The following is a 25,924-nucleotide window of genomic DNA, read 5'->3' as shown; positions in this document are numbered from 1 at the left end:
CCAACCTTCAGCGCCAGCGAGAATGGCGCTGATGACAAGAAAAATAACATCAATCAGCTCGTATTGACGATTGATGTCAGAACGAGTTTCTTTCACAACGGTTAAATGTTCAATCAGGGTCTGGTTCGGATTCATGGGCGAGTATTAAAAAGAAAAATAAGGAGAATGAGATCATATAATTACGGTTCATTCAAGGGGGGGTAAAAAAGTATGCTCGCGCCCTGGCGTATTCTGGAGGTGAATTATTATAGGATTATTAGCTAATAAAATAGATGAATGAAAATAAAATAATTCATGAGTAGATGAGTTTGATTGAATTGGAGACTTGGTAAATTGGGTAACACTGAAACTTTCAATATTTAAATGCATGGTGAAATTAGTGCAACTGTTGGCGTATTGAATGATGTCATTATTGAAAAAGGCTACGAGATAACAGGTGCTAGTTTTTGTTGATGACAGAGTTCAGTGAATGGTTCCATCATAATTGAACATTTTACAGGCAGTAATTCTCACTTACTGTATAGATCTTAGGACATACGACTTAAGTATGTGATGGTATTTTTGTTGCTACCTTATTTTTACCCTTTTTTTGAGGTGAGTTGTAATTGATTGATTTTATGTATAAATTAATTATCTCTTATAAAAAGGGTTTTTCATTTTTTAATAGTTATGCTATTTAAAAATCAACAAGTTAAAGTTAATATGTAACAGTGCACTGCCGTACAGGCAGCTTAGAAACGGACAAGTAATAGAGAAAATTGAATCAATGCGTGCACTGCCGTACAGGCAGCTTAGAAACTCGGCTATTTTCATTCGAGACGCTATTCAGGGTGCACTGCCGTACAGGCAGCTTAGAAAGGAAAGATAACACGGCAAGACGGGCAGCAAATGTGCACTGCCGTACAGGCAGCTTAGAAAACCTCAAACAGATTTAAACAGTTCGTCATGGCGTGCACTGCCGTACAGGCAGCTTAGAAAACAATTCTGCTGTACGAATTGCTCCACCCGCCGTGCACTGCCGTACAGGCAGCTTAGAAATGCGGCACCGGAGATAAATAATGAATGATTATGTGCACTGCCGTACAGGCAGCTTAGAAATTGGGAGCGCGGAACTTACGCATAAATCCCGCGTGCACTGCCGTACAGGCAGCTTAGAAATTGTGCTCCAAAAATGCCATAACACGGCCAAGGTGCACTGCCGTACAGGCAGCTTAGAAATTCTCTTAGCATTTGTTTGCAGAGAGAACGAAGTGCACTGCCGTACAGGCAGCTTAGAAAGAATGAATCTTTTACCGGCTTTCCGTAAGGATGTGCACTGCCGTACAGGCAGCTTAGAAAATAGTGCGCTAAATCACTTCCTTTGGTTATTGGTGCACTGCCGCACAGGCAGCTTAGAAAATTAGCTCGGGCCAAGGCTTTAAACGAGCTACGTGCACTGCCGCACAGGCAGCTTAGAAACAGCCGCGCTCAATTAATGCATCACCGGGTTTGTGCACTGCCGTACAGGCAGTTTAAAAATAGAAAGTCTTCCTCTTCTCCTATCGAGTGTGCTGCCACATAGATAGCTTAGAGTATAATTATTCCTGTTTAGGGAAGGTGCTATGCTGTTAATTAGTAAATAATTGTAAATTTTTTTAATTTACCTTTGTGATGTTTTACTTGTGTGAAATTTATGCATAATATTTGCCATAAGTGAAATTAATTAGGTAATTCTACATTATGGATAACAACTTTTCTCCGAGTGACCTTAAAACTATTTTGCATTCCAAACGCTCGAATATTTATTACCTGCAATATTGTCGAGTATTAGTGAATGGTGGCCGTGTTGAGTATGTCACTGATGAAGGAAAGCAATCCCTGTATTGGAATATCCCAATTGCAAATACCACCGTTATTATGTTGGGAACGGGTACTTCTATTACTCAGGCAGCAATGCGTGAATTTGCTAAGGCGGGTGTTTTAATCGGTTTTTGTGGAGGTGGAGGTACACCGCTATTTGCGGCTAATGAAGTTGAAGTTGATATATCTTGGCTGACACCGCAAAGCGAATATCGCCCTACGGAGTATTTACAAGATTGGGTGAGTTTTTGGTTTGATGACGAAAAACGATTAGCCGCAGCAATTGCTTTTCAAAAAATTCGTATCGCACAAATTCGTGAACATTGGCTAAGTAGCCGAATGTTGCGAGACAACTCTTTTATATTTAATAGTGAGAGTTTATTGTCATTACTCACACGTTATGAGCAGAATCTTGCAAATTGTCGCGATAATAAAGACTTAATGGCACAAGAAGCTGTGATGACTAAAGCGTTATACAAACTGGCGGCAAATGCAGTGAGTTATGGCGATTTTGTCCGGGCAAAACGCGGCGGTGGTGTCGATTTGGCAAACCGTTTTCTTGATCATGGTAATTATCTAGGTTACGGATTAGCTGCTGTTGCAACTTGGGTCATTGGTTTACCACATGGTCTGGCGGTGTTACATGGTAAAACCCGTCGTGGTGGTTTGGTTTTTGATGTTGCTGATCTGATTAAAGATGCGTTGGTATTGCCACAAGCATTTATTGCGGCAATGGCTGGAGAAGATGAACAGGAATTTCGCCAACGCTGTATTAGTGGATTTCAGAAAGCTGAGGCATTGGACACTATGATTGATGCCTTGCAAACAACGGCTCAACAACTGAGTCAGGTGGCACGATGAATATTCTTTTAGTCTCTCAATGCAACAAACGTGCGCTAACAGAAACCCGCCGAATTTTGGATCAATTTGCTGAGCGTAAAGGTGATAGAACTTGGCAAACAGCTATCACACAGGAAGGTTTAAATACTTTGCGTAAGCTATTGCGTAAAACGGCGCGTCGTAATACGGCGGTGGCTTGCCATTGGATAAAAAGTGGTGGTCAAACTGAGCTGTTATGGATAGTCGGGAATTTGCGGCGCTTTAACTCACGAGGAGTTGTACCTACAAATACAACACAACGTGATGTGCTGAAAAGTCAGGATGAAAATCACTGGCATAGTGTAGAAGCTATCAGCTTATTGGCAGCGATTGCTGGGTTATTTCATGATTTTGGTAAAGCTAATGCGTTGTTCCAGCAAGGTTTACGAGGAGATGGGCGGTTTCAACCGTATCGACATGAATGGGTATCTCTGCGTTTATTTCAGGCATTTGTTGATAAGCAAAATGATAAGGAGTGGCTGACTTCGTTGAGTCAGATTGAGCCTAGTGATGAGGATAAGATTCTTTCCCGTTTGGTTAAGGATGGTATCGATAAAAAATATACAAACCCTTTTACTAATTTACCGCCATTGGCAACCACTGTCGCTTGGCTAATCCTCTCTCATCATCGTCTGCCTGTTTATCCTTCCTATCACAGTGATTATTCAAACGAGCCGCAACTGGAATACATTGATAATTGGTTGACTAAGCAGTTACAACCGTCGTGGAACTCAGTCAACATGGATAAGAAGGATTGGAGTAATCAGGATAAGAGTGATGTTTGGACATTCCCAAATGGTACACCTATCCGCAGTCTGACTTGGTGTCAGAAAGCACAAAAATTTGCGCGAAGAGCGCTGCAATCAACGTCATTATCGCAATATGGCAATCTGAACCAGCGTTTCACCAGTCATATGTCTCGACTGGTTTTAATGCTGGCCGATCATCATTATTCATCGTTGCCTGCAACTTTGGGTTGGCAGGATGTCAACTATGATGTGTTTGCCAATACTGATAAGACCACCGGTAAGTGCAAGCAGCGATTAGATGAACACAATATTGGTGTTGGGCAGAATGCTTTATTACTAGGGAGAAACTTGCCACATATTCGTAAAACGCTGCCTGCGATTACTCGGCATAAAGGATTTAAACAACGCAGTAAAGATGAAAAATACCGTTGGCAGGATCAGGCGTTCGATATTGCATGTGCTTTACGTGAACGTTCAGTAGAACAGGGCTTTTTTGGTATTAATATGGCTTCTACTGGTTGTGGTAAAACTTTTGCTAATGCACGCATCATGTATGGATTAGCTGATGAAAAACAAGGATGCCGTTTTTCTATCGCGTTAGGATTAAGAACGTTAACGCTACAAACCGGTGATGCATTACGTAAAAGACTACATTTAGAAGAAGATGATTTAGCGGTACTGATTGGTTCGCAGGCAGTGAAAGAATTACATCAACTTCGCCAAAAGGCGCTGGAGCCTGATGTGGGCAGCATATCTGCGGAAGCGTTATTTGCTGAACACCAGTATGTCAGTTATGACGGTAGCTTAGATGATGGGCGTCTGAGTCATTGGCTACGTAAAGATAATAAACTTAATAAGCTGCTTAGCGCACCTGTGTTGGTGGCAACCATCGACCATTTAATTCCCGCCACTGAGGGTATTCGCGGTGGGAAGCAAATCGCACCCATGCTGAGATTACTCACTTCTGATTTGGTGTTGGATGAGCCGGATGATTTTGATATTAACGATTTGTCGGCTTTATGTAGGTTAGTGAACTGGGCAGGGTTATTAGGTTCGCGGGTATTGCTTTCATCTGCCACATTACCGCCTGCATTGATTCAGACATTGTTCAATGCTTATCGGGCTGGACGCCAAGATTATCAATTAGCATGTGGTCAGCCAAATGCCCCGGTGAATATCTGCTGTGCTTGGTTTGATGAATATGAAACGACTCAACAGGATGTGGTCGATGCATATCAGTTTCAGGAACAGCATAATATTTTCGTTAATAAGCGTATTGGCTGGCTTAAAAAAATAGTGCCATTGCGTAAAGCTGAACTTGTACAGATTATTTCTGAAAGTCGTAAAGTTGATAATGTTATTAATGCTATCGCTGAAGTGATGCATAGTTCTATATTGAAATTGCATGAGGAACATCATCAAACTCATTCATCGGGTAAAACCGTCTCTATTGGTTTAATCCGTATGGCAAACATCAATCCACTAGTTGCCGTCGCACAGCGGTTATTGCAGATACCATCCCCTAAAAATGTACGTATCCATTATTGTGTCTATCACAGCCAGCATCCTTTAGCGATACGTTCTCATCTTGAACATCGGTTGGATTCAACGTTAACACGATACGATGAAGAAGAGTTGTGGCAGGTGGCAGAAATCCGCAAGGCATTAGAGGAGATGCCAGAGAAGCACCATATTTTTGTCGTACTTGCTACATCTGTAGCTGAAGTTGGTCGGGATCATGATTACGACTGGTCCATTGCTGAACCCAGTTCAATGCGTTCATTGATACAACTTGCTGGGCGTATCCAACGCCATCGACGAAAAGAACCACAGGGGCCTAATCTGCATATTCTGGCGAAAAACTATAAGGCACTTAAAGCGACTGATTTAGAACATCCAGTTTATTGTCGGCCAGGGTTTGAATCAACAAGTTATCGCCTTGCCAGCCATGATTTATGTGAATTACTGGAGCCTTATCAATATGAACTAATTAGTGCATTGCCTAGGATTAGGGAACGAGATGATGCAGGGGAATGTTCACCTTTTCAGAACTTGGTTGATCTTGAACATCAACGTTTGTGGGATGAGCTTCAAGGTGATTCTGAGAAGCCGTTTTGTTATTGCACTGCTCTTTGGTGGCGAAAAGAAGCTTCATGGTGTGCAGAGCTTCAACGTTGTAAACCGTTTCGTCGGTCTGAACCAGATGAATTGTGCTATTTATGGCTTGAAGAAGAAGGTGAAGAGGTAAGGTTTATAGAATTAGACAGTGGCTTTACGGGTGTAAAAGAGAGTGGATCATTTGATTATCTGCTGGAATTATCGTTTGCACAGGGTGTGAGTATTTGGATTGAACTTGATACTGAGACGATTTATCAGCATTTGGCTGATATCTATGAGATGGAACTAAAGGCTATTAGTCAACACTTTGGCGAGATATGCCTCCGGAAAAAAGATGATGGGGAAGCGTGGCGTTATCATCCATTTTTAGGAGTGTTTGGCGCACTCAGTTGAGTGCGCCGCTGCCTGTGCGGCAGTTTAGGATAGTTGAAACTAAATATTTCTAAGCTGCTTATCCAGCAGTACTCGCAGCTCACATGATAAATGTTTGAGAAGTTAAATTCTATATGAAGTTATGAAAGATCTTTGTAGGTTAAGTATGGTAATCTTTAATCCTATAATTTTTTAGGATGTTCATTACTTAGTGGAAACTAAATAGGATGTTGATTTTCTGCGTGGCTGAGAATAAGATAATGGAACATCTTATTTAGGCGTCTAATTATGCGGAGAATAGCGGTGAAGAGAAAATCGACTTACATATATATAGTTAAGAATGTACTGAGTGTGTTTTTTGTACTCCTTTTTTGCTTGCCCGCTGGAAATGATGTTAATTTTCAGTTGATTGATGTCACTCAAGGCCAGAAGACGATAATTGTGAGCATTACAATCAGCCAGCAGACGGTAAAACAAATATAGGTATTAAGAGGTAGGTTCATCGTGTACGTGAGTGGGTACACGATGATTGATTCTAACTCTGAGTGTTGACAGCCATATGTATTATGGAGTTAAAAGGTGTCAGTCAGTGTTTTGGATGAGATATATCTCAGGAAAAAGACAGAGAAGCGTGGCGTTATCGCCCACTTTTAGGGGTGTTTGGCGCATTTTGATAACATTTTGAGTAAGGTGAATAAGAGGTTATGAATGCAAGTGGATTAAGCCGATTTATTGTCGATTATATTGAAAGTCGTAAACAGCAAAAGTTGGAATCTTTTGATAAAGAGGTAGAAAAGAAACTAGCGAAACTAGACTTAGCAGAAGATATTGAATTTGTCCAACAAGAGGTTGCTGAACAACGCAAAGATCTGGAAGAACGTTACGAGATCAGAAATTGGTTGGATGATGCCGCTAACCGGGCAAAGCAAATCAATTTGGTGACACATGCTCTGAAATTTACCCATAGTGATGCAAAAGGTAGTAGTATTTTTGCATCATCCTTAAACAGCAAGGAAAGTAATGAATATCTTTCCACTGTAACTTTGCATAAACCTGCGATAGATGCTGTTGGCAATGCGGCCGCTCTTGATATTGCAAAACTACTGCAAACTGAATATCAAGGAGACTCACTAGTGGCGTCTATGCATCGGGGCGATTATTCGGCGTTAGCTGAATTGGCGAAAAGCGAGCAACAGTTTGAAAATTGGGTGAAGGGATTTCGGCAAGCTTTGTCAGATGAGACGCTCTCTTCGCATAAGCTGGCAAAACAGCTCTATTTCCCAGTTAGCACTGGTGAGTATCACTTATTAAGTCCGCTCTTTTCCTCATCACTAGCTCATGCTATGTATCAGCGTATTGCTGAATCTCGTTTTGGTGAGTCATCTAAAGAAATTAATAAAGCTAAGAAAGAAGAACGTTGGCATCCTGAAACTAGGGTGAGTTACGCAGATACTGCGGTACAGAATTTTGGTGGCACTAAACCACAAAATATTTCTTACCTTAACAGTATAAGCAGTGGGCGGGTTTGGCTTTTACCTTGCTATGTTCCTAACTGGCAAGATATTCCCAAGCCCCCAATGAAGCATACATCTATTTTCCGTTCGCGTAGTGAATTCGATACGTTGGCTCGTAGCACTGTCTGGAAGATGCAGTGGTATTTATTAGAAGTTCAAGACCTTGAAAGTAACGTGGAAATCAGACGGAGACGTCAGGAATATGTTGATGAAATTATTGATATTTTGTTTAACTATGTTGCTGGTGTGCAGAATTTGGTTAGCTCTAAAGGTTGGAGCGCAGATGATAAGTGCAAATTAAAGCGTTCTCAACAGCTTTGGCTTGATCCTTATCGTTGCCAATTGGATGAAATATTCGAATTTGAGCGTGATGGAGGGGACTGGAAAAGAGAGATTGCCTATGATTTTGGTCACTGGTTGAACGAAGGCTTAAGACACCCGCAGTTAAAAGTTAAGTATGTTGAACGTCGTGAATGGGCCTTTGTGTTTAAAAAACGGTTACGTGAATTTGAGGATGAATTGCCAGAGGTGCCGTTATGAGTTATTTGATTGTTTTGCGCCATATTAAAGTAGAAAACGCGAATGCGATTACGGGTATAACTTATGGTTTTCCGGCAATCACTCATTTTCTTGGGTTTACTCATGCACTTTCACGTAAATTACAGCAGAGCCATGATTTAAGACTAGAAAATTGCGGCGTTATTTGTCATAACCACCAATTACATGCTTATCAATCTGATCCTATTAGGGATAAAGTTTTTGCATTAACCCGAAACCCGTTAACTAAAGAAGCAAAAACGGCGGCATTTAATGAAGAAGGCCGTATGCATATGACGGTTTCTTTATTAATTGAATGCATTGGCGAAATTGAAAATGGTGATGAAGGTACTAGGAATTTAGAAAAACATTTATGGGAGATCTGCCAAATTCAGAGATTAGCCGGTGGTACTATCACTGAAATTGCTAAAGTGGATATTATTGCTTTTCCACAGCGAGAACAGGCAACCCGTAAATTAATGCGTCGTTTACTGCCGGGGTTTGCTTTGTTGGATCGTTCTGAGTTATTAACTAAACACTACGAAGAATTAAAACAGGATAATCCTCAAGCAGAAATGATTGACGCCTGGCTTGATTTTTCCGCTATTAAAATGCGGGCTATTCCTAAGCAGGATGATAAGCAACCTGAAATTGGTGACCCGGCATATTGGGAGTATGTTCCCAAACCTGCTTCGGGATATTTAGTCCCCTTGATGACAGGTTATCAGGCAATATCGCCGCTATATCCCGCCGGGAAAGTAGATAAAACCCGTGATCCTAATGCTCCATTTTGTTTTGTTGAAGCAATCTACGGAGTAGGTGAATGGAAAAGCCCGCACCGTATTGACGATATTCGCCAGTTACTCTGGTGTTATGACTATCAAGAAGGAGAGGGTGTCTACAGGTGTTGTAATCAACAGACTGTTTCCCGTCAATCCAAACCCAATAAGAAAGTAAGAATAATCGACTGATTAATTTAAAGAAGGATATCTACATGTCTAAATCAACTATTAAAACGGCTTCTGTACTGGCATTTGAGCGTAAACTTTCTAATTCTGATGCTTTAATGTTTGCTGGAAACTGGAAACAAATCGACGGTGAATGGAAACCTATTGCTATTCAGGAAAAAGCTGTCCGGGGGACGATTTCCAACCGCTTGAAAAACGCTTTAACTAGCGATCCAGCTAAGTTGGATGCGGAGATTCAAAAAGCAAACCTGCAACGTGTCGATGTTGCCGCATTGCCTTTTGATGCTGATACTCTAAAAGTCAGTTTTACATTACGGGTCTTAGGTAATCTTTCAACACCATCAGTATGTAATGATCAGGATTATCAAGCTGAACTGGCAAACGTGATCAACGGTTATATTGCTGAACATGGTTTCAAAACGCTTGCAGCACGTTATGCAGAAAACTTGGCTAATGGACGGTTTTTGTGGCGTAACCGGGTTGGAGCAGAAGAAATTAAAGTTCGCGTAAGTGGTAAGAGTGGCAAATGGTGGGAGTTTGATTGTGAAGATTTCAGCTTACGTGAATTTGGTAAGGTAGAAGGTAACTTAGCTAAACTTGCTGCTGAAATTGAGGAAGGATTGTCAGGTAACGGATCAACATTATTCAATGTTGAGGCATTTGTTCGTTTAGGGCATGGGCAGGAAATTTTCCCTTCTCAAGAATTGGTTCTCGACAGTAACAGTAAAAAAAGCAAAGTGTTGTATCAGGTCAATGAGATCGCTGCATTGCATTCGCAAAAAGTGGGTAATGCGCTCCGCACTATTGATACGTGGTATCCAGACGCTACGGAATTGGGTCTTGGCCCAATAGCGGTTGAGCCCTATGGTTCTGTAACTAGTCGTGGTAAGGCTTATCGTCAGCCTAAAGCAAAAATGGATTTTTATACTTTGTTAGATAACTGGGTCGTTAAAGGAAAAGCGCCAGAAGAAGTAGAGCAGCAACACTATGTTATAGCGACGTTAATTCGTGGCGGTGTTTTTGGTGAAAAAGGTGAATAAGGGGATCAGATGGATTATTACCTTGAAATTCGCGTTCTTCCTGATCTTGAATTCAGTCAGCAAAGCCTGTTCGAAGCGTTATTTGCTAAACTGCATCGGGCTTTGGGGCAGTTAAGTAATGGGCAGGTTGGTGTCAGTTTTCCGTGTGCGAGAAAAACACTGGGGGATACGCTGAGAATTCACGGTTCAAGCGAAGCGCTGAATGACTTACAAGCATTACCGTGGTTAAAAGGGCTCAGGGATTATACTGAGGTGATTGATATCCAGCCAATTCCCCAAGAAACTAAGTACCGCTGTGTCAGCCGAGTGCAGGTTAAAAGCAGTGCGGAACGACTTCGTCGTCGTGCTATTAAAAAGGGATGGTTAACGGGGGAACAAGCTCGGCAGCGTATTCCTATCAGCAAAGAACAACGTACTCATTTACCGTTCTTGTTTCTCAAAAGTTTGTCATCAGGTCAAAGTTTTCTGTTGTTTGTCAAACAAGGGCCAATACAAGACAAACCGACGTCAGGAGCTTTTAGCTCGTATGGATTAAGTTCATCAGCTACCATCCCTTGGTTTTGACCCTTTTTTAGCGGCTAATTATAACTTATTGATTTATTTAAGGGATTAGCCGCTGCTAATAAAAAGGGTTTTTCTGCTTTTTATCATTATGTTCTTTAATAATCAGTAAATTAAAGGTAGTATCTAACAGTTCACTGCCGTACAGGCAGCTTAGAAAATATTCAGAGATAGTTATTCTTCCCCGCCCATGTTCACTGCCGTACAGGCAGCTTAGAAAGCCAAGCGCCAAAAACAAAAGCCGCGCCCCATGTTCACTGCCGTACAGGCAGCTTAGAAAGCCAAGCGCCAAAAACAAAAGCCGCGCCCCATGTTCACTGCCGTACAGGCAGCTTAGAAAGCCTTGAGATACTGTAAATCTTTCATCTCTCCGTTCACTGCCGTACAGGCAGCTTAGAAATGATGAGAAAGCACATTGAGAACGAAATGATAGTTCACTGCCGTACAGGCAGCTTAGAAATTCGGTGGGCTTGGCAATGGCATCCAATGACTGTTCACTGCCGTACAGGCAGCTTAGAAAGTTAAATTCGTCGGGAATTTCTAGTTCACGATGTTCACTGCCGTACAGGCAGCTTAGAAACCGTGAAGGTTCATGAGGCCATCCATTTCCAGTTCACTGCCGTACAGGCAGCTTAGAAATTCTCTTAGCATTTGTTTGCAGAGAGAACGAAGTTCACTGCCGTACAGGCAGCTTAGAAATGTCAAAACTTGACATTCAAAAACGGATTTCAGTTCACTGCCGTACAGGCAGCTTAGAAATGGCGCGTGCGGGGATAATCCTGGTGTTTCAGGTTCACTGCCGTACAGGCAGCTTAGAAAGCGAGGATATTGACGGTAGTAAAGTCTGGGAGTTCACTGCCGTACAGGCAGCTTAGAAAGCACTCAAGGCGTTGTTGAAGCTGTGTTGAATGTTCACTGCCGTACAGGCAGCTTAGAAATGAGGGAAGCAATACATTTTCGCGTCCTCGATGTTCACTGCCGCACAGGCAGCTTAGAAAATTGCCCTGAGAGGAAATGCCTTAACATAATGGTTCACTGCCGTACAGGCAGCAGCGCACTCGATTGAGTGCGCTAAAAAAGCAACCTATTTTCTTCTCAATATGCATCAATTGTTATGCTTTTGTGCATATTCTCCACTATTAACCCATTGATGGTCTTTTTCCCAGGTAAATAGCCACTTGCGGGTTGGTCCGGCCATTACGTTGAGATAATAGTTGTCGTAACCGGCAAGGGTTGCCACTGGGTGGTAGCCTTTGGGGACCATGACCACATCTTTGTTGTAAACAGCCATTGATTCATCCAGTGAACGGTCATCGGTATAGACCCGTTGCATGCAGAATCCTTGAGAAGGGTTCAGGCGATGGTAATAGGTTTCTTCCAAATAGGTTTCCTGTGGCGCATTGTCGGTATCGTGTTTATGGCTAGGGTAGGAACTGGTACAGCCTTCGTCGGTAAAGACTTCAACCACCAACAAGCTATCAGCAGGTTTGTTATCCGGTAGAATGTTGTGAACATAGCGTCGGTTGTAGCCATTGCCACGTTGTTCTGCATCAATATCCTGTGGCGTAATCAGTCGAGTCGGGTAGCTTCCTTTACCCGGTGCTTGGCATACCGCGAGTTCAAGAGCGGTATCGGCAATAATTTCAACAGATTCCCCCGCAGTGATGTAAACAGCATAAGGTTTTTTGCGTTCAAATGGCTGCATGCGATCGCCAATATGCTCAAACCGTTGATGTGGCGTAGTCACTGTGGCTTTGCCTGCCACTAAAACCAGACAGGTTTCATTTTCTGATGCGGGCAAGGTGATTTTTTCACCCGAAGCCAACTCATAAACATCGAAGTGGACATACTTCCAGTTTGCTGATTCCGGCGTGATATGTTGAGTTCGTTTGTTTTGATCCGGTGCATGATATTTTGATAATAATTTGGACATATTATCTACCCTCAGTACTATTTTTGCATGAATCAGATTGTGATTAATTAAAACAATCCGGCATCTCTGGCAAATTTGCGTAAATTGTTATAACCCATCGTGGCGTAGGTCAGTGGGTGAGCAACAGCAGGATCTTGTTCTGCTTCAACTACCAGCCAGCCTTTATAATTTTGTTTTTTCAACACTTGAAAAATTGCCGGATAATCAACACAACCATCTCCCGGTACTGTGAATACACCACTCAGCACAGCATCAAGGAAACTGGTTTTACGGTTTTTTATATCGTTGAGTACGTCAGGACGGATGTCTTTACAGTGAACATGATTAATGCGTTTTGCCCAGCGTTCTGCAACAGCCAATGGATCAGCGCCGGCAAAGGTTAAATGACCGGTATCCAGCAACAATCCAACTTCATCTCCGGTATTTTCCATCAGATGATCAACATCTTTCTCAGTTTCAATAACCGTTCCCATATGGTGGTGATAAGCAATCTGAACACCTTGTTCTTGGGTGTAACGGGCAAATTCAGTCAATTTTTCACCGTATTCTTGCCAGCGGTTAGCTGGAAATTGAGGACGAAGATGGACTGGTTTATTTTGATCGCCGTGAATGCAGTTTGTCACTTCCGCAAATACCATGACATTAGCTCCCAATTCGCGTAGCAGGGTCAGGTGAGATTGTACCGCTTTAATCTCTTCTGCTACTGAACGGGTGAGTAATTCGCCAGAGTACCAGCCAGATACCAGTACGAGATTGTGGGCGGCAAGTATGGGACCCAATACGTTAGCCTGACGAGGGAATTTGTTGCCCAATTCAAAACCGGTAAAACCTGCCTGGCGGCCCTCGGTTAAGCAGGTTTCCATAGGTGTATCTGCGCCGAGAGTGGGTAAATCATCATTAGTCCAGGTCAGAGGGTTGATACCAAGTTGAACAGCCATGATGGTGCTCCTAGTTGAATAAAATAATGCTATCCGCGCTGACGCCACAGGCTAATCAGGTTGTGATAGTTGGTTTTTATTTTCTGGATCAAACGGTTATCATCAATCTCATTTTTTAGCCATTTTAGGGATGGTTGACCAAATAGGGTTCTTCCGACAGCAAAACCTTTGACGATAGACTTGCCGGCTGCGGCATTAAAGCCCATTTCCAGCTCTTCTTGTGGAGCATCAAGGCCAAGAATAACGACGCCACGGCAATAGGGGTCTCGCTGCTCGATGAGAGAGTTAATGTTGTCCCAACTTTCAGAACTGAGAGGTGGGAGTTTCCACCAATCCGGTTTAACGCCAAGGTTATAAAATCGTCTAAGTGCGCGAATATAGAATTCATCTGAGTGTTTCATTTCCGCAGGTAGAATCACTTCCAGTAAAAGTTCGTGACCAGATTTACAGCATGCGGCATAAATTTCCCGAATTTTTTTCTCTTGCTCCAGGCGGAGTGGGTGAGCATCTTCTGGATGGAAAAACACAAGGCATTTGACGATGTGTTCCAGTGGCCAGTCAATAAGTTGGGAACCTATGTTGCCATGTTCCAGACAAAGTGGGCGAGAGCCGGGTAGCTCAATTGGGCGGCCTATCCACCAACCTTGACCGGTAATTTCGTTTAAAACATCCTGACCAAACGTGCTGTCACATAACAGGCCTATTTTTCCTTGTAACCCTGCTTCTGTGGCAACTTCCCGGCTGGCGCGTAATAGAAGTTGTTTTAATGATGAAATACGTTTGATACTGGCATTTGCTTGTCGGGCTAATTCGATAAATTGAATACGATGATCAAATGCCATGACGCACAGTTCGTCCCATTGATTTTTACGGGCGCTGATACGGTGAAGGTGATTAAGTGTTTCATCCAAATCAGGGCGTAGTATTTGATTGGCGCGTGATAGATAGTTATCAAGCTCTGTTTTATCTGGCATTGCCGGTGCGCAGCCATGACGAGAAACAACTAATGCGCCACAGGCATTAGCGTAAGTACAGGCTTTTTCCCAACCTTCGTTATTTAGATAGCCGCGTAGCAGGCCGGACATAAAAGCATCCCCGGCGCCGAGAACGTTAAGCACATCGACAGAAACGCCCTGTATAGTGATGCTGTCATTCAGATCATTAGGGATTTCAGCGGTAAAAATAGAGCATCCCAGTGATCCCCGTTTGCAAACCAATGCAGCAGATGTGAGTTTACGAATGTTGCGTAGTGCTTCGATAGTATCTGTGGAACCACCAGCAATATGGAACTCTTCTTCTGTGCCAACAATGAGGTCAAATAGCGATAATACTTCCTGTAGCTGAGCTGTTACCTGTTCCGATGCGATATAACGTGTTTCACCATCTCCCAAAGAAGTTAACCCCCAAAGTACCGGGCGATAATCAATATCCATGACCGTTTTCACACGGTTACGGCGGGCGTAGTTGAGGGCCGTCAGCACCGCATCGCGAGTGTTAGGATGAGAAAGATGTGTTCCGGTGATAGCCAGACAACGAGCGGATGCAATGTATTCTTCACTGAAATCATCACCGGTAATTGCCATATCGGCGCAGTTATCACGATAGAAGATCAGGGGAAAAGTGGTTTTATCTTTGATTCCTAGCAGCCCCAGTGCCGTAAGGCGTTCTTTATCCGTGGTTAGATGGCTGGTATCACAGCCAACACTTTGCAACTCTTCCCTAAGGAAACGTCCCATATGCTCATCACCGACTCTGGCTAGCATGGAGGATTTAAGCCCCTGACGAGCGGTACCATAGGCGACATTACCGGAAGAACCCCCAAGATATTTTGCAAAACTTCCCATGTCTTCCAGACGTGCTCCGATTTGTTGGCCGTAAAGGTCAACGGCGATTCGTCCCATGCAGATGACATCAAATTTTTTTTGCTGCTCCATTGAACAATTCCTTATTAAGTACAACATCAAGCGTTGCTATGATGAGCTCCGACAGTGGAAGATTGATAAAAATAATTAATTAATTTCAGTGACATTCACCCAACGTTGCTCTTGATAAGAATGAGCAATGGCATCCAGAATACGTGAGACTTTCCAACCTTCGGTGAAATCTGGCCATATCGCTTTATTGCTGGCGATGCCATTGATCAAGTCTCTGATTTCCACTGTTTTTTGATCATTGAAGCCGATGCCGTGACCTGCACCGAGACAGAATGGCGCATAGTCAGGATGTTCTGGTCCAATAAGAATAGTTTTAAAGCCTTGGCGGTTTGCTGGTTCATCGTGACGATAAAGTTTTAGTTCGGCCATTCTTTCTTGTGTAAAGCTCAAAGCACCTTTTGTTCCTGTAATGGTGTAGCTCAAACCCATTTTGCGACCGCAAGCAATACGGGAGGTTTCAATAATACCCCTTGCTCCGCTGTTGAAACGTACCATAGCATGTGCTTGATCTTCGTTTTCTACCGCAACCATAATGCTAGAGCCGGTTTTTTCCGGGCGTTGTTTGATAACAGTGGTCATGTCTGCGCAAACAGTTTGGATATCCCCAACCAGGTACTGCGCCATATTGATGATATGAGCAGCAAGATCGCCTAATGCACCTAATCCAGCTTTATCTTTGAAACAGTGCCAGTGGATAGGAGTGAATGGATCGGCCATATAATCTTCGTTATGAGTGCCGTAGAAGTGAATAACCTCACCTATTTCACCATTCGAAATGATCTCTTTAGCCAGTTGTGCGGTAGGGTTTTTCATATAGTTAAAACCGACTAATGTTTTCACTCTGGCTTTTTTGGCGGCTTCGACCATTAATTTTGCATCATGTGAGTTTAGTGCCAGTGGTTTTTCACAATAAACATGCTTGCCATGTTTGATCGCTTCGAGAGCCATCTCTTTATGAAGGAAATTTGGTGAGCAGATATCAACAACATGAATATCGGGATCTGATACTAATTTGCGCCAATTATCAGTAAAACGCCGGAAACCTAATTGCTCAGACCGTTTTGCGGCGAGTTCAGCAGAAACTTCCGCTACCATTTCACAAACTAGTTTGCCTGCCAGAGGGAAAACAGTCGGCGCTTGTGTGTAAGCAATGGCATGCGTCCGTCCGATGTAACCAGTACCGATTAGGCCGATACGAATCTCTTCCATATAGCTATTTCTCCGAATAGAAGCGTGTTGTTGCAGTAAGTTCTTTAGTGTTTGTTAGTTGGCCTTGGTTGTTGTCGTATACCTGTTATAGGAAATATTTGTTTCATTTTCAACTTAAATAAAAACATTAGTTCCAAGTTGTGATCTGATAAGGATTTTTAGGTAACATCTCGTTATATAGGGTTAATTTTCTAATGAATTAGGTACTATTCAGAGGTAAGAGCAGAAAAAGTAGAATATTAGAATTTTTGTTCCATTTATGGTTTGGTATATATGAAGTGTGTTGGTTAGCAAAGGGAGCGGTTATATCTCCAGGATTTCCTCTTTCGAATATATACCTGTTATCTTTCAAGTTGCCTCTTTGTTGGCTGCACTCGCTCACCCCGGTCACATAGTTATCTATGCTCCCGGGGATTCGCTCCCTTGCCGTCGCGATCCATCTTGAAATCCATTGGGTATAGGGAGCAGGGAAATCCTGGTAGTAGGTTATTCTGATAATAATGTTGGAGTAATAAAGTCAGTTAGTTATCTTTATTAGGTTTTTTTTGCGTACTATTTATTACAAGTTTCCTGAATAGCATTTTACCTATCTGGTATAGCGCATAAGATAGTATTAGTGCAGCAAATAGGTAATAAATAATCATAATTACCTTGGGAACATTATGTGCGAGAAATATGTATATGGAAATTGAACATAATGTAATTAACCATGCAACCGGCTTCACCATAGACCACGGCGTAATATTTACCTGTTCGGTATAAACATCTGTAAATGGTTTAGCTGGAAAAAAGTAGCCAATAGTCAACATGAAAATAACATTGAGAACAAATAAAATACCAACCAGATGAAAAAAGTGCAGGTCAATTTTTAAAATGAAATTACAGATAATGTAGGCGGACATACCAAATAATAGGCCAAGTTTAGCGGCAATAGGCGGCACTCGTTTAGTCATCAGACCAACTAATACCACGCTGAGAATTGGCGCGTTAAAAATCCCCTGTAATTGTTGAATGAGATAGAACAGACCATCCGGTGCATTAGCGACTAACGGTGCGACGATCATAGTGATTAACGCTAGCCCGATCCCCAAATATTTACTCATAGCGACTGTTTGCGTTTCGGTGGCATTTTGGTTGATTCGCTGTTTGTAAATATTGACGATAAACAGTGTTACAGATGAATTAAGTCCGCCGCTGAATGTGGAAAATACCGCACCAACGACCACAGCGGCAAAGAAACCAACCAATACTTCCGGTAGAATTAAATGTACTAATTCTGGGTAAGCGTTATCTGGATTATCTATTTGTCCTTTGAAAATATGGAAAGCAATAATGCCCGGTAGAATAATAATAGACGGCATGATGAGTTTAAGTAAAGCACACAACATGACGCCTTTTTGTCCTTCTGCTAGATTTTTCGCACCAAGGGCTTTCTGAACAATGGATTGGTTGGTACACCAAAAAAACATATTGGAAACAATTAGGCCGGTAAATAGCGTAGAGAAAGGAACCAGAGAATCTTCACTGCCGATGGAGTTAAATTTATCAGGATTAGATTGATAAACTTCAACTAATCCTTGCCAGGCATTGCCATTGCCAACATAGAGTAGGGCAAAAATAGTTACCATTAATCCGCCAACGATTAAGCCAATGCCGTTAATAGTATCCGCGGCGGCAATGGCTTTAATACCGCCAAAGATGGCATAGACCGCACCTAATCCACCAACGCCCCAAACCATAACCCATAGCGCTGTAGTTTTATCAATACTGAATACATTGGAAACCTGGAATAGACTTTCCAATGCAATTGCACCGGTATACAGCACAATGGGGAGTAGTGAAATGATATACATAGCCAGGAAAAGAATTGAGGTAATGAGCAGCGTATTTTTATCAAATCGGCGTTCAAGATATTCCGGGATGGTTGAAATACCAAGTCTCAGATATTTAGGCAGGAAATAAATAGCGAATAGAACGATTGTCACAGCGGCTATTACTTCCCAAGCCATAACGATAAATCCGGTTCGGAATGCTAATCCATTCAAACCGATTAAATGTTCTGTGGACAGGTTCATCAATAACATAGAGCTACCAATATAAACACCTGTGAGAGATCGTCCGCCAAGAAAATAGCCTTCAGTAGATTCTGTCAGACGAGCATTATGGGTTTTGTAATAAGCGAAGCCAGCCACTAATAGGGTAAAACCAATAAATGAGAGAAAAGCTAACATACTATCCTCCAAGCCTGATTGACTGTTTTCAGGCAGCAATATGCTGACGGGAAAGTGGCCTTTCCCGTTTTTAGGGTGAAAATAAATGTGAGTTAGTTAGAGATAATAGGGCTGCTTTATAATCTGATTTCTTTACCTGAATGTAGGGATTCGAGAGCTTTATCGGCCAGATAAAGTGCCTGTTCGCCATCAGCGCCACTGCATTCTGGTGTGGCGCGACCAGCCATGACATCGACAAAATGATCCCATTCAGCAATGTAGGCTTCCCGGTAACGTTGCAGGAAGAAATGCTCTGGCTTGGCGGTTAAACAACCGCTGTTTTCCCAAAGCTCAACGCTGTTTTCTTTGATGTTACCGGCGCTAAGCAGCCCTTTTTCACCATGTAATTCAATCCGTTGGTCATAGCCATACCCGGAACGGCGGCTGTTGGTAATGGTTGCCATTGCGCCTGATGGGAATTTCATAACAATAAAGGCAGTATCGATATCACCTGCTTGCCCGATAGCTGGATCAACCAGGTTACTGCCTTGGGCGTAGATCGAGCAGGGTTCCTCACCGATAATAAAACGCGCCATATCGAAGTCATGTATTGTCATATCCCGGAACATACCACCAGAAACTTTGACGTATTCAGTGGGGGGAGGAGAGGGATCGCGGGAAATAATCAGCAAAGATTCAGCTTTTCCTATCGTACCAGCATCAAATAGGGTTTTTACTCGACGGAATTGCGGATCATAACGACGGTTAAAGCCAACAAATAGAGGCACCTGATATTGTTTAACGGTTTCAAGGCAATGACGAATACGTTCAATATCAAGATGAACCGGTTTTTCACAGAAGATTTTTTTATGATGTTTTGCTGCGAGTTCAATTAGGTCTGCATGAGTGTCTGTTGCTGAGGCAATAAGAACACCATCTATTTCAGGGTCAGACATTGCCTGTTCAATAGTTTGTCTTTTTGTTTGGTATTGCTGTACTAAAAGTTCAGCACTTTTCTGATCGGGATCGACAACCGAATAAAGACAAGTTTTTTTATGATGAGAGATATTCACTGCGTGTACTTGCCCAATTCGTCCCGCGCCAAATAATGCAATATTGAACATGGATGCTCCTTGATACCTAAGTATCTGCTTATGAGATACTTTAAAATATATCAAATAAAATATTTATTTCAAATTATCAATATTTGGAAATTATGTTTTTGAGTGCGGCGTAGCATTTTGTTAATAACAATATTAAATTTGTGTTAATTAGATCACGTAAAGTAAGATTGATACTGGATGGAATGGAATATTTGTCCTTTAAAAACAAATTATAATATGCACTCGACTCAGTATATGGTTACGCTTAGTGATAGAGATTAATGAAAGGAAAAGAGTCACTTATTTTCAGAATAAAAATTTCAAAAATGGCATTGAAAACGATGAGGAAAGGGAAAATGGCCTGCAAGATAACAGGCCACCAATTTCTAGTACTGACGTACTTTGGTTGCAACCATCTCCTTTATTTTCTTTGCGGCAGATTCTATAGCTGGGTTTTCCGCGACTTGTGCTGTGCCTACTCGCCACCATGATTCATAATCATGCGTCATTGTTTTAGGTAACACTTTGATATCTATGAGTACTGGTACCGTCTGTTTTTGGGCTTCCTGTAACGCACAAAGCAGTTGTTGCTCATCGTGGACTCGGTAACTTTTGCAGCCGTAGCTTTCTGCATTTTTGGCGAAGTCGACTTTAATCAGTTTACCATCCATGTTGCCGCTTTCTGGGTTACGATAACGATTTTCTGTTCCGAAACTGCCCATCCCTTGGCTCATTTGCAGATTATTGATGCAGCCAAATCCCGCGTTATCAAATAGCAACACGGTGATTTTGATATTTTCCTGTACTGCGGTTTGCAGCTCTGAATGAAGCATCATATAAGCGCCATCACCGACTATGGCATAAACCGGTTGGTTGGGGCAGGCTAGTTTAGCGCCAATAGCAGCGGCTATTTCATAGCCCATACAGGAATAGCCATACTCAAGATGATAGGTATCCGGTTGTTTGGGTTGCCATAATCGCTGTAAATCGCCAGGGAGGGAACCTGATGCGCCAACAATAATCGCTTCGGGCTCAAGATATTTGTCTAATAATCCCAATACGCTGGTTTGTGTCAGGCGGGTTTGTAATGTTTGGCTGTACTCTTCCAATTTATCATCGAGATGACCGGGAATTTCTGGTGTGAAATCTACCTGATACTCAATGTTGAACAGACGATTTAACTCTTTTCTCCATGTTTCCCGTGCCTGATGAATCTCATCTTGATAACCACTGCGATAATTCAATTGAATAAGTTGTTCTGCAATAGCGTTTAACCCTGCTTGGGCGTCTGATACAACGGGTATTGCATCCAGTTTGCAGGCGTCGAATTCCGCTACATTGATAGTGAGAAATTCAACTTCTGGGTGCTGAAATAGCGATTTGGATGCAGTGGTGAAATCAGTAAACCGGGTGCCAACGCCAATAATCAAATCGGCCTCTTTGGCGATCAGGTTGGCCGCAAGACAGCCTGTTGTGCCTAAGCCACCACAATTAAGGGGATGGTCGGCAATTACGGCGCTTTTACCTGCTTGTGTTTCAGCAAAAGGAATATTGAAGTGTTCTGCGAACTGACGAAAAGCGTTATGAGCTTCTGAATAGCGCACTCCACCACCACAGATAAGTAAAGGTTTTTTCTTGCGGTTTATGAGTGCCACCGCATCGTTAATCATGGCGACAGAAGCAGGACGGCGTTCAATGCGGTGAATTCGTTTTTGGAAGAAATAGTCAGGAAAATCCCAAATCTCGCCTTGAACGTCTTGTGGTAGGCAAATTGTGACGGCACCAGTATCGGCTGGATCGGTCAGAACTCGCATCGCATTAATCATAGCGCTCATTAGCTGTTCTGGTCTGGAGATACGATCCCAATAACGAGAAACAGGGCGGAAACAGTCATTGGTGCTGATAGTATGGTCGTGGAACTGTTCAACCTGTTGTAAGACTGGATCAGGTTGACGGCAGGCGAAGAGATCACCGGGTAATAACAGCAGAGGAATGCGATTAGCTGTGGCAGTTGCCGCAGCGGTTACCATATTGGCGGAGCCAGGGCCAACAGAGGAGGTTACGGCAAAAATCTGTTTGCGCTTTTTCTGTTTAGCAAAACCTGTGGCGATATGGGCCATACCTTGCTCATTGCATCCTTGGTAAACGGTCAAGTGACCAGGATCTTGCTCCAGTGCTTGCCCCAATCCAACAACATTACCGTGACCAAAAATGGTAAAGATTCCTCTGATGAATGGGTATTGCTCTCCGTCTGCTTCCACATATTGCTGGTTCAGGAATTTCACCAATGCTTGAGCTGCTGTCATTGTTGATTTGTTCATGTTACAGGACTCCATTTTATTCCATTGTTGGCATCACAAAATTGCTGGAATGATGTTCTAGCCTGATACTTGCTGGCCAGCGGCTGGTAACAGTTTTCATGCGGGTGTAGAAGCGAACGCTATCATTACCGTGAACGTTAAGTGGGCCAAAAATTGAGCGTTTCCAGCCCCCGAAGCTGTGGAAGGCCATTGGTACCGGAATGGGAATATTGATGCCTACCATACCCGCTTGTACATCTTCGCTAAACTGGCGAGCTGTTTCTCCGTCGCGGGTGAATATCGCGGTACCATTACCATATTGATGGCAGTTAATTAATGTTAGCGCGGTGGCATAATCGGGTACACGGACAATTGACAGAACAGGACCGAAGATCTCTTCTTGATAGATTTTCATCTCTGGCGTGACATTATCGAACAGCGTCGGGCCAATAAAATAGCCATTTTCATAACCGGGAACCTTGAGTTGACGGCCATCAATTAACAAGCTGGCCCCCTGTTTTTCGCCACTATCGATGTAATCACAGATTTTAGCTTGGTGTTGGGCGGAGATAACGGGACCCATATCGTTTTCTGTAGTTGCGACAATACCGGGACCGACAGATATTTTGTTGATCTGTTGACGTAATTTTTCAATTAATGCATTTGCCGTTTCATCCCCAACCGCTAATACAACAGACAGTGCCATGCAACGTTCACCTGCTGCACCAAATGCTGCACCTGCAATAGCACTGCTAGCCATATCGAGATCGGCATCTGGCATCAGAATACAGTGATTTTTTGCGCCTCCCAACGCCTGACAGCGTTTCCCGTGAGCTGAGGCGGTAGTGTAGATATATTCAGCGACAGGCGTTGAACCCACAAAGCTGACAGCTTGCACGTGTGGATCTGTTAGTAGTATATCGACGGCTTCTTTATCGCCGTTGATAACATTAAATACGCCATTGGGTAAACCGGATTGTTTAAGTAGTGATGCTAATTCAAGCGCGAGAGAGGGATCTTTTTCTGAAGGTTTCAATACGAAAGTATTCCCTGTCGCTAATGCAATAGGAAACATCCACATAGGAACCATTGCCGGGAAGTTGAAAGGGGTAATGCCAACACAAACGCCTAAAGGCTGCATTAATGAATGGCTGTCCACTCCTGTCCCGGTATTCGCGGAATGTTCACCTTTTTGTAGATGAGGGATGCCACAGGCAAACTCAACGACTTCCAGGCCACGAGTTAATTCACCGATAGCATCTGAATAGATTTTTCCGTGTTCTTCTGAAATCAATCGTGCCAGTTTGTCTATATTAGCTTCCAGTAATGTTTTGAACTGGAACATGACACGAGCACGTTTCAGTGGTGATACTTTAGACCATTCTCTGTAAGCTTGATGAGCGATTTCAATTGCCTGTTCAACTTCATGGGCTGTGCTTAGTGCTACCTGACGTATCTGTTTTCCTGTTGCTGGATTGAAAACCGGCGAAAAACGGGTGCTATAACTGGGAATAAGTTGCCCATTAACATAATTCTGTACCTGTTCCATTCTGAGCCTCTTTTGCGGATTTGATGTTAGTACTGAATCGGAAACTTTGATAATAGATATATGAAATATATGTTTTATTTTCAATGTGATTTGGAACAAAAGGCAATTAATGTGATCGGAGTAAAGTTTTTATGAATTACCGATAATTAGATGACTAATTAGATGTTAATCAATATAGTGGTAATAATAAATTATTACAATGAATGGATTATGTATTTCATTTTTAACTATAAAAATGAAATATGATTCAGCTTATACGGTAAAACGATTACAATTGCGGGCGATAAATTTTATGGGGGATTTATGTCTGTCGCATCGAATCTGAATGAATTTCAAGAACAAGTCCGTTCACGCTATAGTGAATTGAGTAAACGCCTGCAACAAGTAGCTCGATATGTGCTGGATAATACCAATAGTGTCGCTTTTGATACTGTTGCTGTGATTGCCAGAGAAGCTGATGTTCCTCCATCAACATTAATTCGTTTTGCTAATGCGTTTGATTTCAGTGGTTTTAATGAAATGAAACAGCTATTTCGTATGCATATGGTGGAAGAAACCGCCAGTTATGCAGACCGGGCCAGATTATTTAGAGAACTGGATGGCGAACAGGAACTGCCAGAAGACCCTCAGCATATTTTGCAGGAATTTGCTCGTTCAAATGTGCAGGCTATGCAACAGTTAGCTGCCAGAACAGCCCCCGAAGATTTAAGGAATGCGGTAGACTTATTGGCTCAAGCTAAGAATATTTACATTATTGGGCTGCGTCGTTCTTTTAGTGTGGCGGCTTATCTTTCTTATACATTGAATCACCTGGAATGTCGCCCTCTACTCGTGGATGGTTTGGGGGGAATGTTCAGGGAACAGATTAATTTAATTGGGGAAGAAGATGTTGTTGTTTCAATCAGTTTTACCCCTTATGCAGAAGAGACACTGATGGTCAGTGAACGGGCGGCAAAAGCCGGGGCAAAACAGATTGTGATTACAGATAGCCAGATTAGCCCGCTTGCCAGTTTTAGTGATGTTTGTTTTGTGGTTAAAGAAGCACAGGTGGAAGCATTCCGTTCTCAGTCTGCTACTTTGTGTTTAGTGCAATCTTTGGCGGTTTCTCTGGCTTATCGGCAAGGAAACTTGATTTAATTGTGTATATTCCCGATGAACCTCTAATGACTATTGACCCGCAAATTACGGCGGGTTAATGCTTTATCAGGTCAGTAGAAAGCACATAATTTAAATAGAGTGTAAACCTGATATTGATAACTGGTTTGTTAGACATAAATGTTGTTGATTCTTATTGGTGATAATTATTTAATAATTATTCTGAGTTATGGTTTTGAAAAGGGATCAATATGATGAGTAAAGGATCGCGTTATATTTTTGTCATTCTATCTGCAATTTCTTTCCAGGCATTTGCCTCAAATTTTGACTACAAAAGTGATATTCCTGCTGATAATAAGCCATCTGCGGAATATTTGAAGAAACGGGAAAATCTTCAACCTAAGCATTGGGATGTGGATAAACTCATTACGGATAATAATGCGGTGGAGAAGCGGGAACTGGCAAGACAGATGAAAGAAGATGAACTTAATCGGAAGAGCCGAGAGTTTAATGATCGTGTCAATGAGAAAATCCGTCAGGATCTTGAGCGTACTGCGCGTATTAAAGAGAATAACGGTATGACCAGAAGTAACTTTTTTGATCGGGAATAACCGTGACTTAAAGCAACTCGACAGTGAATTGAATCCTAAAGCTAGCAAGCCTGCCTATAAATTACAAATTGATCTTGGCGTGTTGGGCGTTAAAAGCTCAAGCGCCCAGATAACTGTGCATTACACACCTGAATAATTTTAATGCAACAGGGATGACCAATGGCTTATTTGAAAACGTGTCGGATGGAATTTGCCTACAATTTGTTGGCTTACAGTGATAGGACTTTGGCTGACATTGCTTTTCTGTCTGGTTATGCCTCCCAGTCAGCTTTTACCTTTGCATTTAGTCAACATTATGGTTGTACTCCAGCAATGTATGTGTTTCTAAGAACACGAAATTTACGCGTTGAAATACGTAAAGCCATCTTATGATGAGATGGCTTTACGTGAGTGATATACCCAATGGATTTCAAGATGCATCGCGACGGCAAAGGAGCGAATCCCCGGGAGCATAGAGAACTATGT

General features: G+C 42.5%; 19 protein-coding genes, 1 pseudogene and 2 CRISPR repeat arrays. Of the genes and pseudogenes, 10 read left to right on the top strand and 10 right to left on the bottom strand.

What is annotated here, in order from left to right:
• A pseudogene (locus tag AAC155_RS10400) lies at positions 1-135 on the bottom strand (transposase family protein); the annotation flags it as partial.
• Between the two features lie 575 nt (positions 136-710).
• A CRISPR array of direct repeats spans positions 711-1,518; the repeat unit is 28 nt; unit sequence GTGCACTGCCGTACAGGCAGCTTAGAAA.
• Positions 1,519-1,719: 201 nt separating this feature from the next.
• Between AAC155_RS10400 and cas1f the strand changes: the two are divergent.
• From cas1f to cas6f, 6 genes are all read left to right on the top strand, one after another.
• Positions 1,720-2,700, top strand: coding sequence for a type I-F CRISPR-associated endonuclease Cas1f (gene cas1f / locus AAC155_RS10395; RefSeq protein ID WP_113042070.1), 981 nt, complete (start codon positions 1,720-1,722; stop codon positions 2,698-2,700).
• Positions 2,697-5,978, top strand: a complete 3,282-nt coding sequence (gene cas3f, locus AAC155_RS10390) for a type I-F CRISPR-associated helicase Cas3f (protein WP_113042069.1) — start codon at positions 2,697-2,699, stop codon at positions 5,976-5,978. Before cas1f ends, cas3f begins: the two co-directional genes overlap by 4 nt.
• A 683-nt stretch (positions 5,979-6,661) precedes the next feature.
• Positions 6,662-8,011: a type I-F CRISPR-associated protein Csy1 gene (gene csy1 / locus AAC155_RS10385; protein WP_113042067.1), complete on the top strand. Its 1,350-nt coding sequence runs from the start codon at positions 6,662-6,664 to the stop codon at positions 8,009-8,011.
• Positions 8,008-8,979, top strand: coding sequence for a type I-F CRISPR-associated protein Csy2 (gene csy2 / locus AAC155_RS10380; RefSeq protein WP_113042066.1), 972 nt, complete (start codon positions 8,008-8,010; stop codon positions 8,977-8,979). Before csy1 ends, csy2 begins: the two co-directional genes overlap by 4 nt.
• A 23-nt stretch (positions 8,980-9,002) precedes the next feature.
• Positions 9,003-10,016, top strand: coding sequence for a type I-F CRISPR-associated protein Csy3 (csy3, locus tag AAC155_RS10375; RefSeq protein ID WP_113042065.1), 1,014 nt, complete (start codon positions 9,003-9,005; stop codon positions 10,014-10,016).
• 9 nt (positions 10,017-10,025) lie between these two features.
• Positions 10,026-10,580, top strand: coding sequence for a type I-F CRISPR-associated endoribonuclease Cas6/Csy4 (gene cas6f, locus AAC155_RS10370; protein ID WP_113042064.1), 555 nt, complete (start codon positions 10,026-10,028; stop codon positions 10,578-10,580).
• 129 nt (positions 10,581-10,709) lie between these two features.
• Positions 10,710-11,635: a CRISPR direct-repeat array (repeat unit 28 nt; unit sequence GTTCACTGCCGTACAGGCAGCTTAGAAA).
• 47 nt (positions 11,636-11,682) lie between these two features.
• Here cas6f and iolB read toward each other — a convergent pair.
• The 9 genes from iolB to AAC155_RS10325 all read right to left on the bottom strand — a co-directional run bounded on the left by iolB (position 11,683) and on the right by AAC155_RS10325 (position 23,753).
• A complete protein-coding gene (gene iolB / locus AAC155_RS10365; RefSeq protein ID WP_113042063.1) occupies positions 11,683-12,510 on the bottom strand; it encodes a 5-deoxy-glucuronate isomerase in 828 nt (275 codons plus the stop codon).
• 47 nt (positions 12,511-12,557) lie between these two features.
• The gene (iolE, locus tag AAC155_RS10360) at positions 12,558-13,448 is read right to left on the bottom strand and encodes a myo-inosose-2 dehydratase (protein ID WP_113042062.1); all 891 of its coding nucleotides are present in this window, start codon (positions 13,446-13,448) and stop codon (positions 12,558-12,560) included.
• A 29-nt stretch (positions 13,449-13,477) separates the two neighbouring features.
• Entirely contained in the window at positions 13,478-15,382 is a 1,905-nt protein-coding gene (locus AAC155_RS10355; protein ID WP_113042061.1) for a bifunctional 5-dehydro-2-deoxygluconokinase/5-dehydro-2-deoxyphosphogluconate aldolase, read from the bottom strand.
• 75 nt (positions 15,383-15,457) lie between these two features.
• Entirely contained in the window at positions 15,458-16,591 is a 1,134-nt protein-coding gene (locus AAC155_RS10350; protein WP_113042060.1) for a Gfo/Idh/MocA family protein, read from the bottom strand.
• Between the two features lie 199 nt (positions 16,592-16,790).
• The gene (locus AAC155_RS10345) at positions 16,791-16,982 is read right to left on the bottom strand and encodes a hypothetical protein (RefSeq protein ID WP_146748082.1); all 192 of its coding nucleotides are present in this window, start codon (positions 16,980-16,982) and stop codon (positions 16,791-16,793) included.
• A gap of 130 nt (positions 16,983-17,112) precedes the next feature.
• Complete coding sequence (locus tag AAC155_RS10340) at positions 17,113-18,822, bottom strand: solute:sodium symporter family transporter (RefSeq protein WP_113042059.1); 1,710 nt, start codon at positions 18,820-18,822, stop codon at positions 17,113-17,115.
• Between the two features lie 116 nt (positions 18,823-18,938).
• A complete protein-coding gene (gene iolG, locus AAC155_RS10335; protein ID WP_113042058.1) occupies positions 18,939-19,925 on the bottom strand; it encodes an inositol 2-dehydrogenase in 987 nt (328 codons plus the stop codon).
• A gap of 365 nt (positions 19,926-20,290) precedes the next feature.
• The gene (gene iolD, locus AAC155_RS10330; protein WP_205068545.1) at positions 20,291-22,225 is read right to left on the bottom strand and encodes a 3D-(3,5/4)-trihydroxycyclohexane-1,2-dione acylhydrolase (decyclizing); all 1,935 of its coding nucleotides are present in this window, start codon (positions 22,223-22,225) and stop codon (positions 20,291-20,293) included.
• A gap of 16 nt (positions 22,226-22,241) precedes the next feature.
• On the bottom strand, positions 22,242-23,753 hold the full coding sequence (locus AAC155_RS10325; protein ID WP_113042056.1) for a CoA-acylating methylmalonate-semialdehyde dehydrogenase: 1,512 nt from the start codon (positions 23,751-23,753) through the stop codon (positions 22,242-22,244).
• A gap of 303 nt (positions 23,754-24,056) precedes the next feature.
• Between AAC155_RS10325 and AAC155_RS10320 the strand changes: the two genes are divergently transcribed.
• From AAC155_RS10320 to AAC155_RS10305, 4 genes are all read left to right on the top strand, one after another.
• Positions 24,057-24,890, top strand: a complete 834-nt coding sequence (locus tag AAC155_RS10320) for a MurR/RpiR family transcriptional regulator (RefSeq protein ID WP_112877881.1) — start codon at positions 24,057-24,059, stop codon at positions 24,888-24,890.
• Between the two features lie 212 nt (positions 24,891-25,102).
• Positions 25,103-25,459: a hypothetical protein gene (locus AAC155_RS10315; protein ID WP_229015649.1), complete on the top strand. Its 357-nt coding sequence runs from the start codon at positions 25,103-25,105 to the stop codon at positions 25,457-25,459.
• Complete coding sequence (locus AAC155_RS10310; RefSeq protein ID WP_229015651.1) at positions 25,446-25,595, top strand: hypothetical protein; 150 nt, start codon at positions 25,446-25,448, stop codon at positions 25,593-25,595. The genes AAC155_RS10315 and AAC155_RS10310 overlap by 14 nt, the downstream gene beginning before the upstream one ends.
• A gap of 23 nt (positions 25,596-25,618) precedes the next feature.
• Positions 25,619-25,831, top strand: coding sequence for a helix-turn-helix domain-containing protein (locus AAC155_RS10305; protein WP_228902184.1), 213 nt, complete (start codon positions 25,619-25,621; stop codon positions 25,829-25,831).
• The last annotated feature ends 93 nt before the right edge of the window (positions 25,832-25,924 follow it).

Source organism: Photorhabdus sp. HUG-39, from assembly GCF_963878365.1.
Taxonomy (GTDB): domain Bacteria; phylum Pseudomonadota; class Gammaproteobacteria; order Enterobacterales; family Enterobacteriaceae; genus Photorhabdus; species Photorhabdus kayaii.
The sequence above is the reverse complement of the archived record's forward strand: the minus strand, read 5'-3'. Positions and strand labels throughout refer to the sequence as shown.

Bases quoted from the DNA above. Each gene is read 5' to 3' on its own strand.
- cas1f (WP_113042070.1), top strand. From the start codon at position 1,720: ATGGATAACAACTTTTCTCCGAGTGACCTTAAAACTATTTTGCATTCC.
- cas3f (WP_113042069.1), top strand. From the start codon at position 2,697: ATGAATATTCTTTTAGTCTCTCAATGCAACAAACGTGCGCTAACAGAA.
- csy1 (WP_113042067.1), top strand. From the start codon at position 6,662: ATGAATGCAAGTGGATTAAGCCGATTTATTGTCGATTATATTGAAAGT.
- csy2 (WP_113042066.1), top strand. From the start codon at position 8,008: ATGAGTTATTTGATTGTTTTGCGCCATATTAAAGTAGAAAACGCGAAT.
- csy3 (WP_113042065.1), top strand. From the start codon at position 9,003: ATGTCTAAATCAACTATTAAAACGGCTTCTGTACTGGCATTTGAGCGT.
- cas6f (WP_113042064.1), top strand. From the start codon at position 10,026: ATGGATTATTACCTTGAAATTCGCGTTCTTCCTGATCTTGAATTCAGT.
- iolB (WP_113042063.1), bottom strand. From the start codon at position 12,510: ATGTCCAAATTATTATCAAAATATCATGCACCGGATCAAAACAAACGA.
- iolE (WP_113042062.1), bottom strand. From the start codon at position 13,448: ATGGCTGTTCAACTTGGTATCAACCCTCTGACCTGGACTAATGATGAT.
- AAC155_RS10355 (WP_113042061.1), bottom strand. From the start codon at position 15,382: ATGGAGCAGCAAAAAAAATTTGATGTCATCTGCATGGGACGAATCGCC.
- AAC155_RS10350 (WP_113042060.1), bottom strand. From the start codon at position 16,591: ATGGAAGAGATTCGTATCGGCCTAATCGGTACTGGTTACATCGGACGG.
- AAC155_RS10340 (WP_113042059.1), bottom strand. From the start codon at position 18,822: ATGTTAGCTTTTCTCTCATTTATTGGTTTTACCCTATTAGTGGCTGGC.
- iolG (WP_113042058.1), bottom strand. From the start codon at position 19,925: ATGTTCAATATTGCATTATTTGGCGCGGGACGAATTGGGCAAGTACAC.
- iolD (WP_205068545.1), bottom strand. From the start codon at position 22,225: ATGAACAAATCAACAATGACAGCAGCTCAAGCATTGGTGAAATTCCTG.
- AAC155_RS10325 (WP_113042056.1), bottom strand. From the start codon at position 23,753: ATGGAACAGGTACAGAATTATGTTAATGGGCAACTTATTCCCAGTTAT.
- AAC155_RS10320 (WP_112877881.1), top strand. From the start codon at position 24,057: ATGTCTGTCGCATCGAATCTGAATGAATTTCAAGAACAAGTCCGTTCA.
- AAC155_RS10315 (WP_229015649.1), top strand. From the start codon at position 25,103: ATGAGTAAAGGATCGCGTTATATTTTTGTCATTCTATCTGCAATTTCT.
- AAC155_RS10305 (WP_228902184.1), top strand. From the start codon at position 25,619: ATGGCTTATTTGAAAACGTGTCGGATGGAATTTGCCTACAATTTGTTG.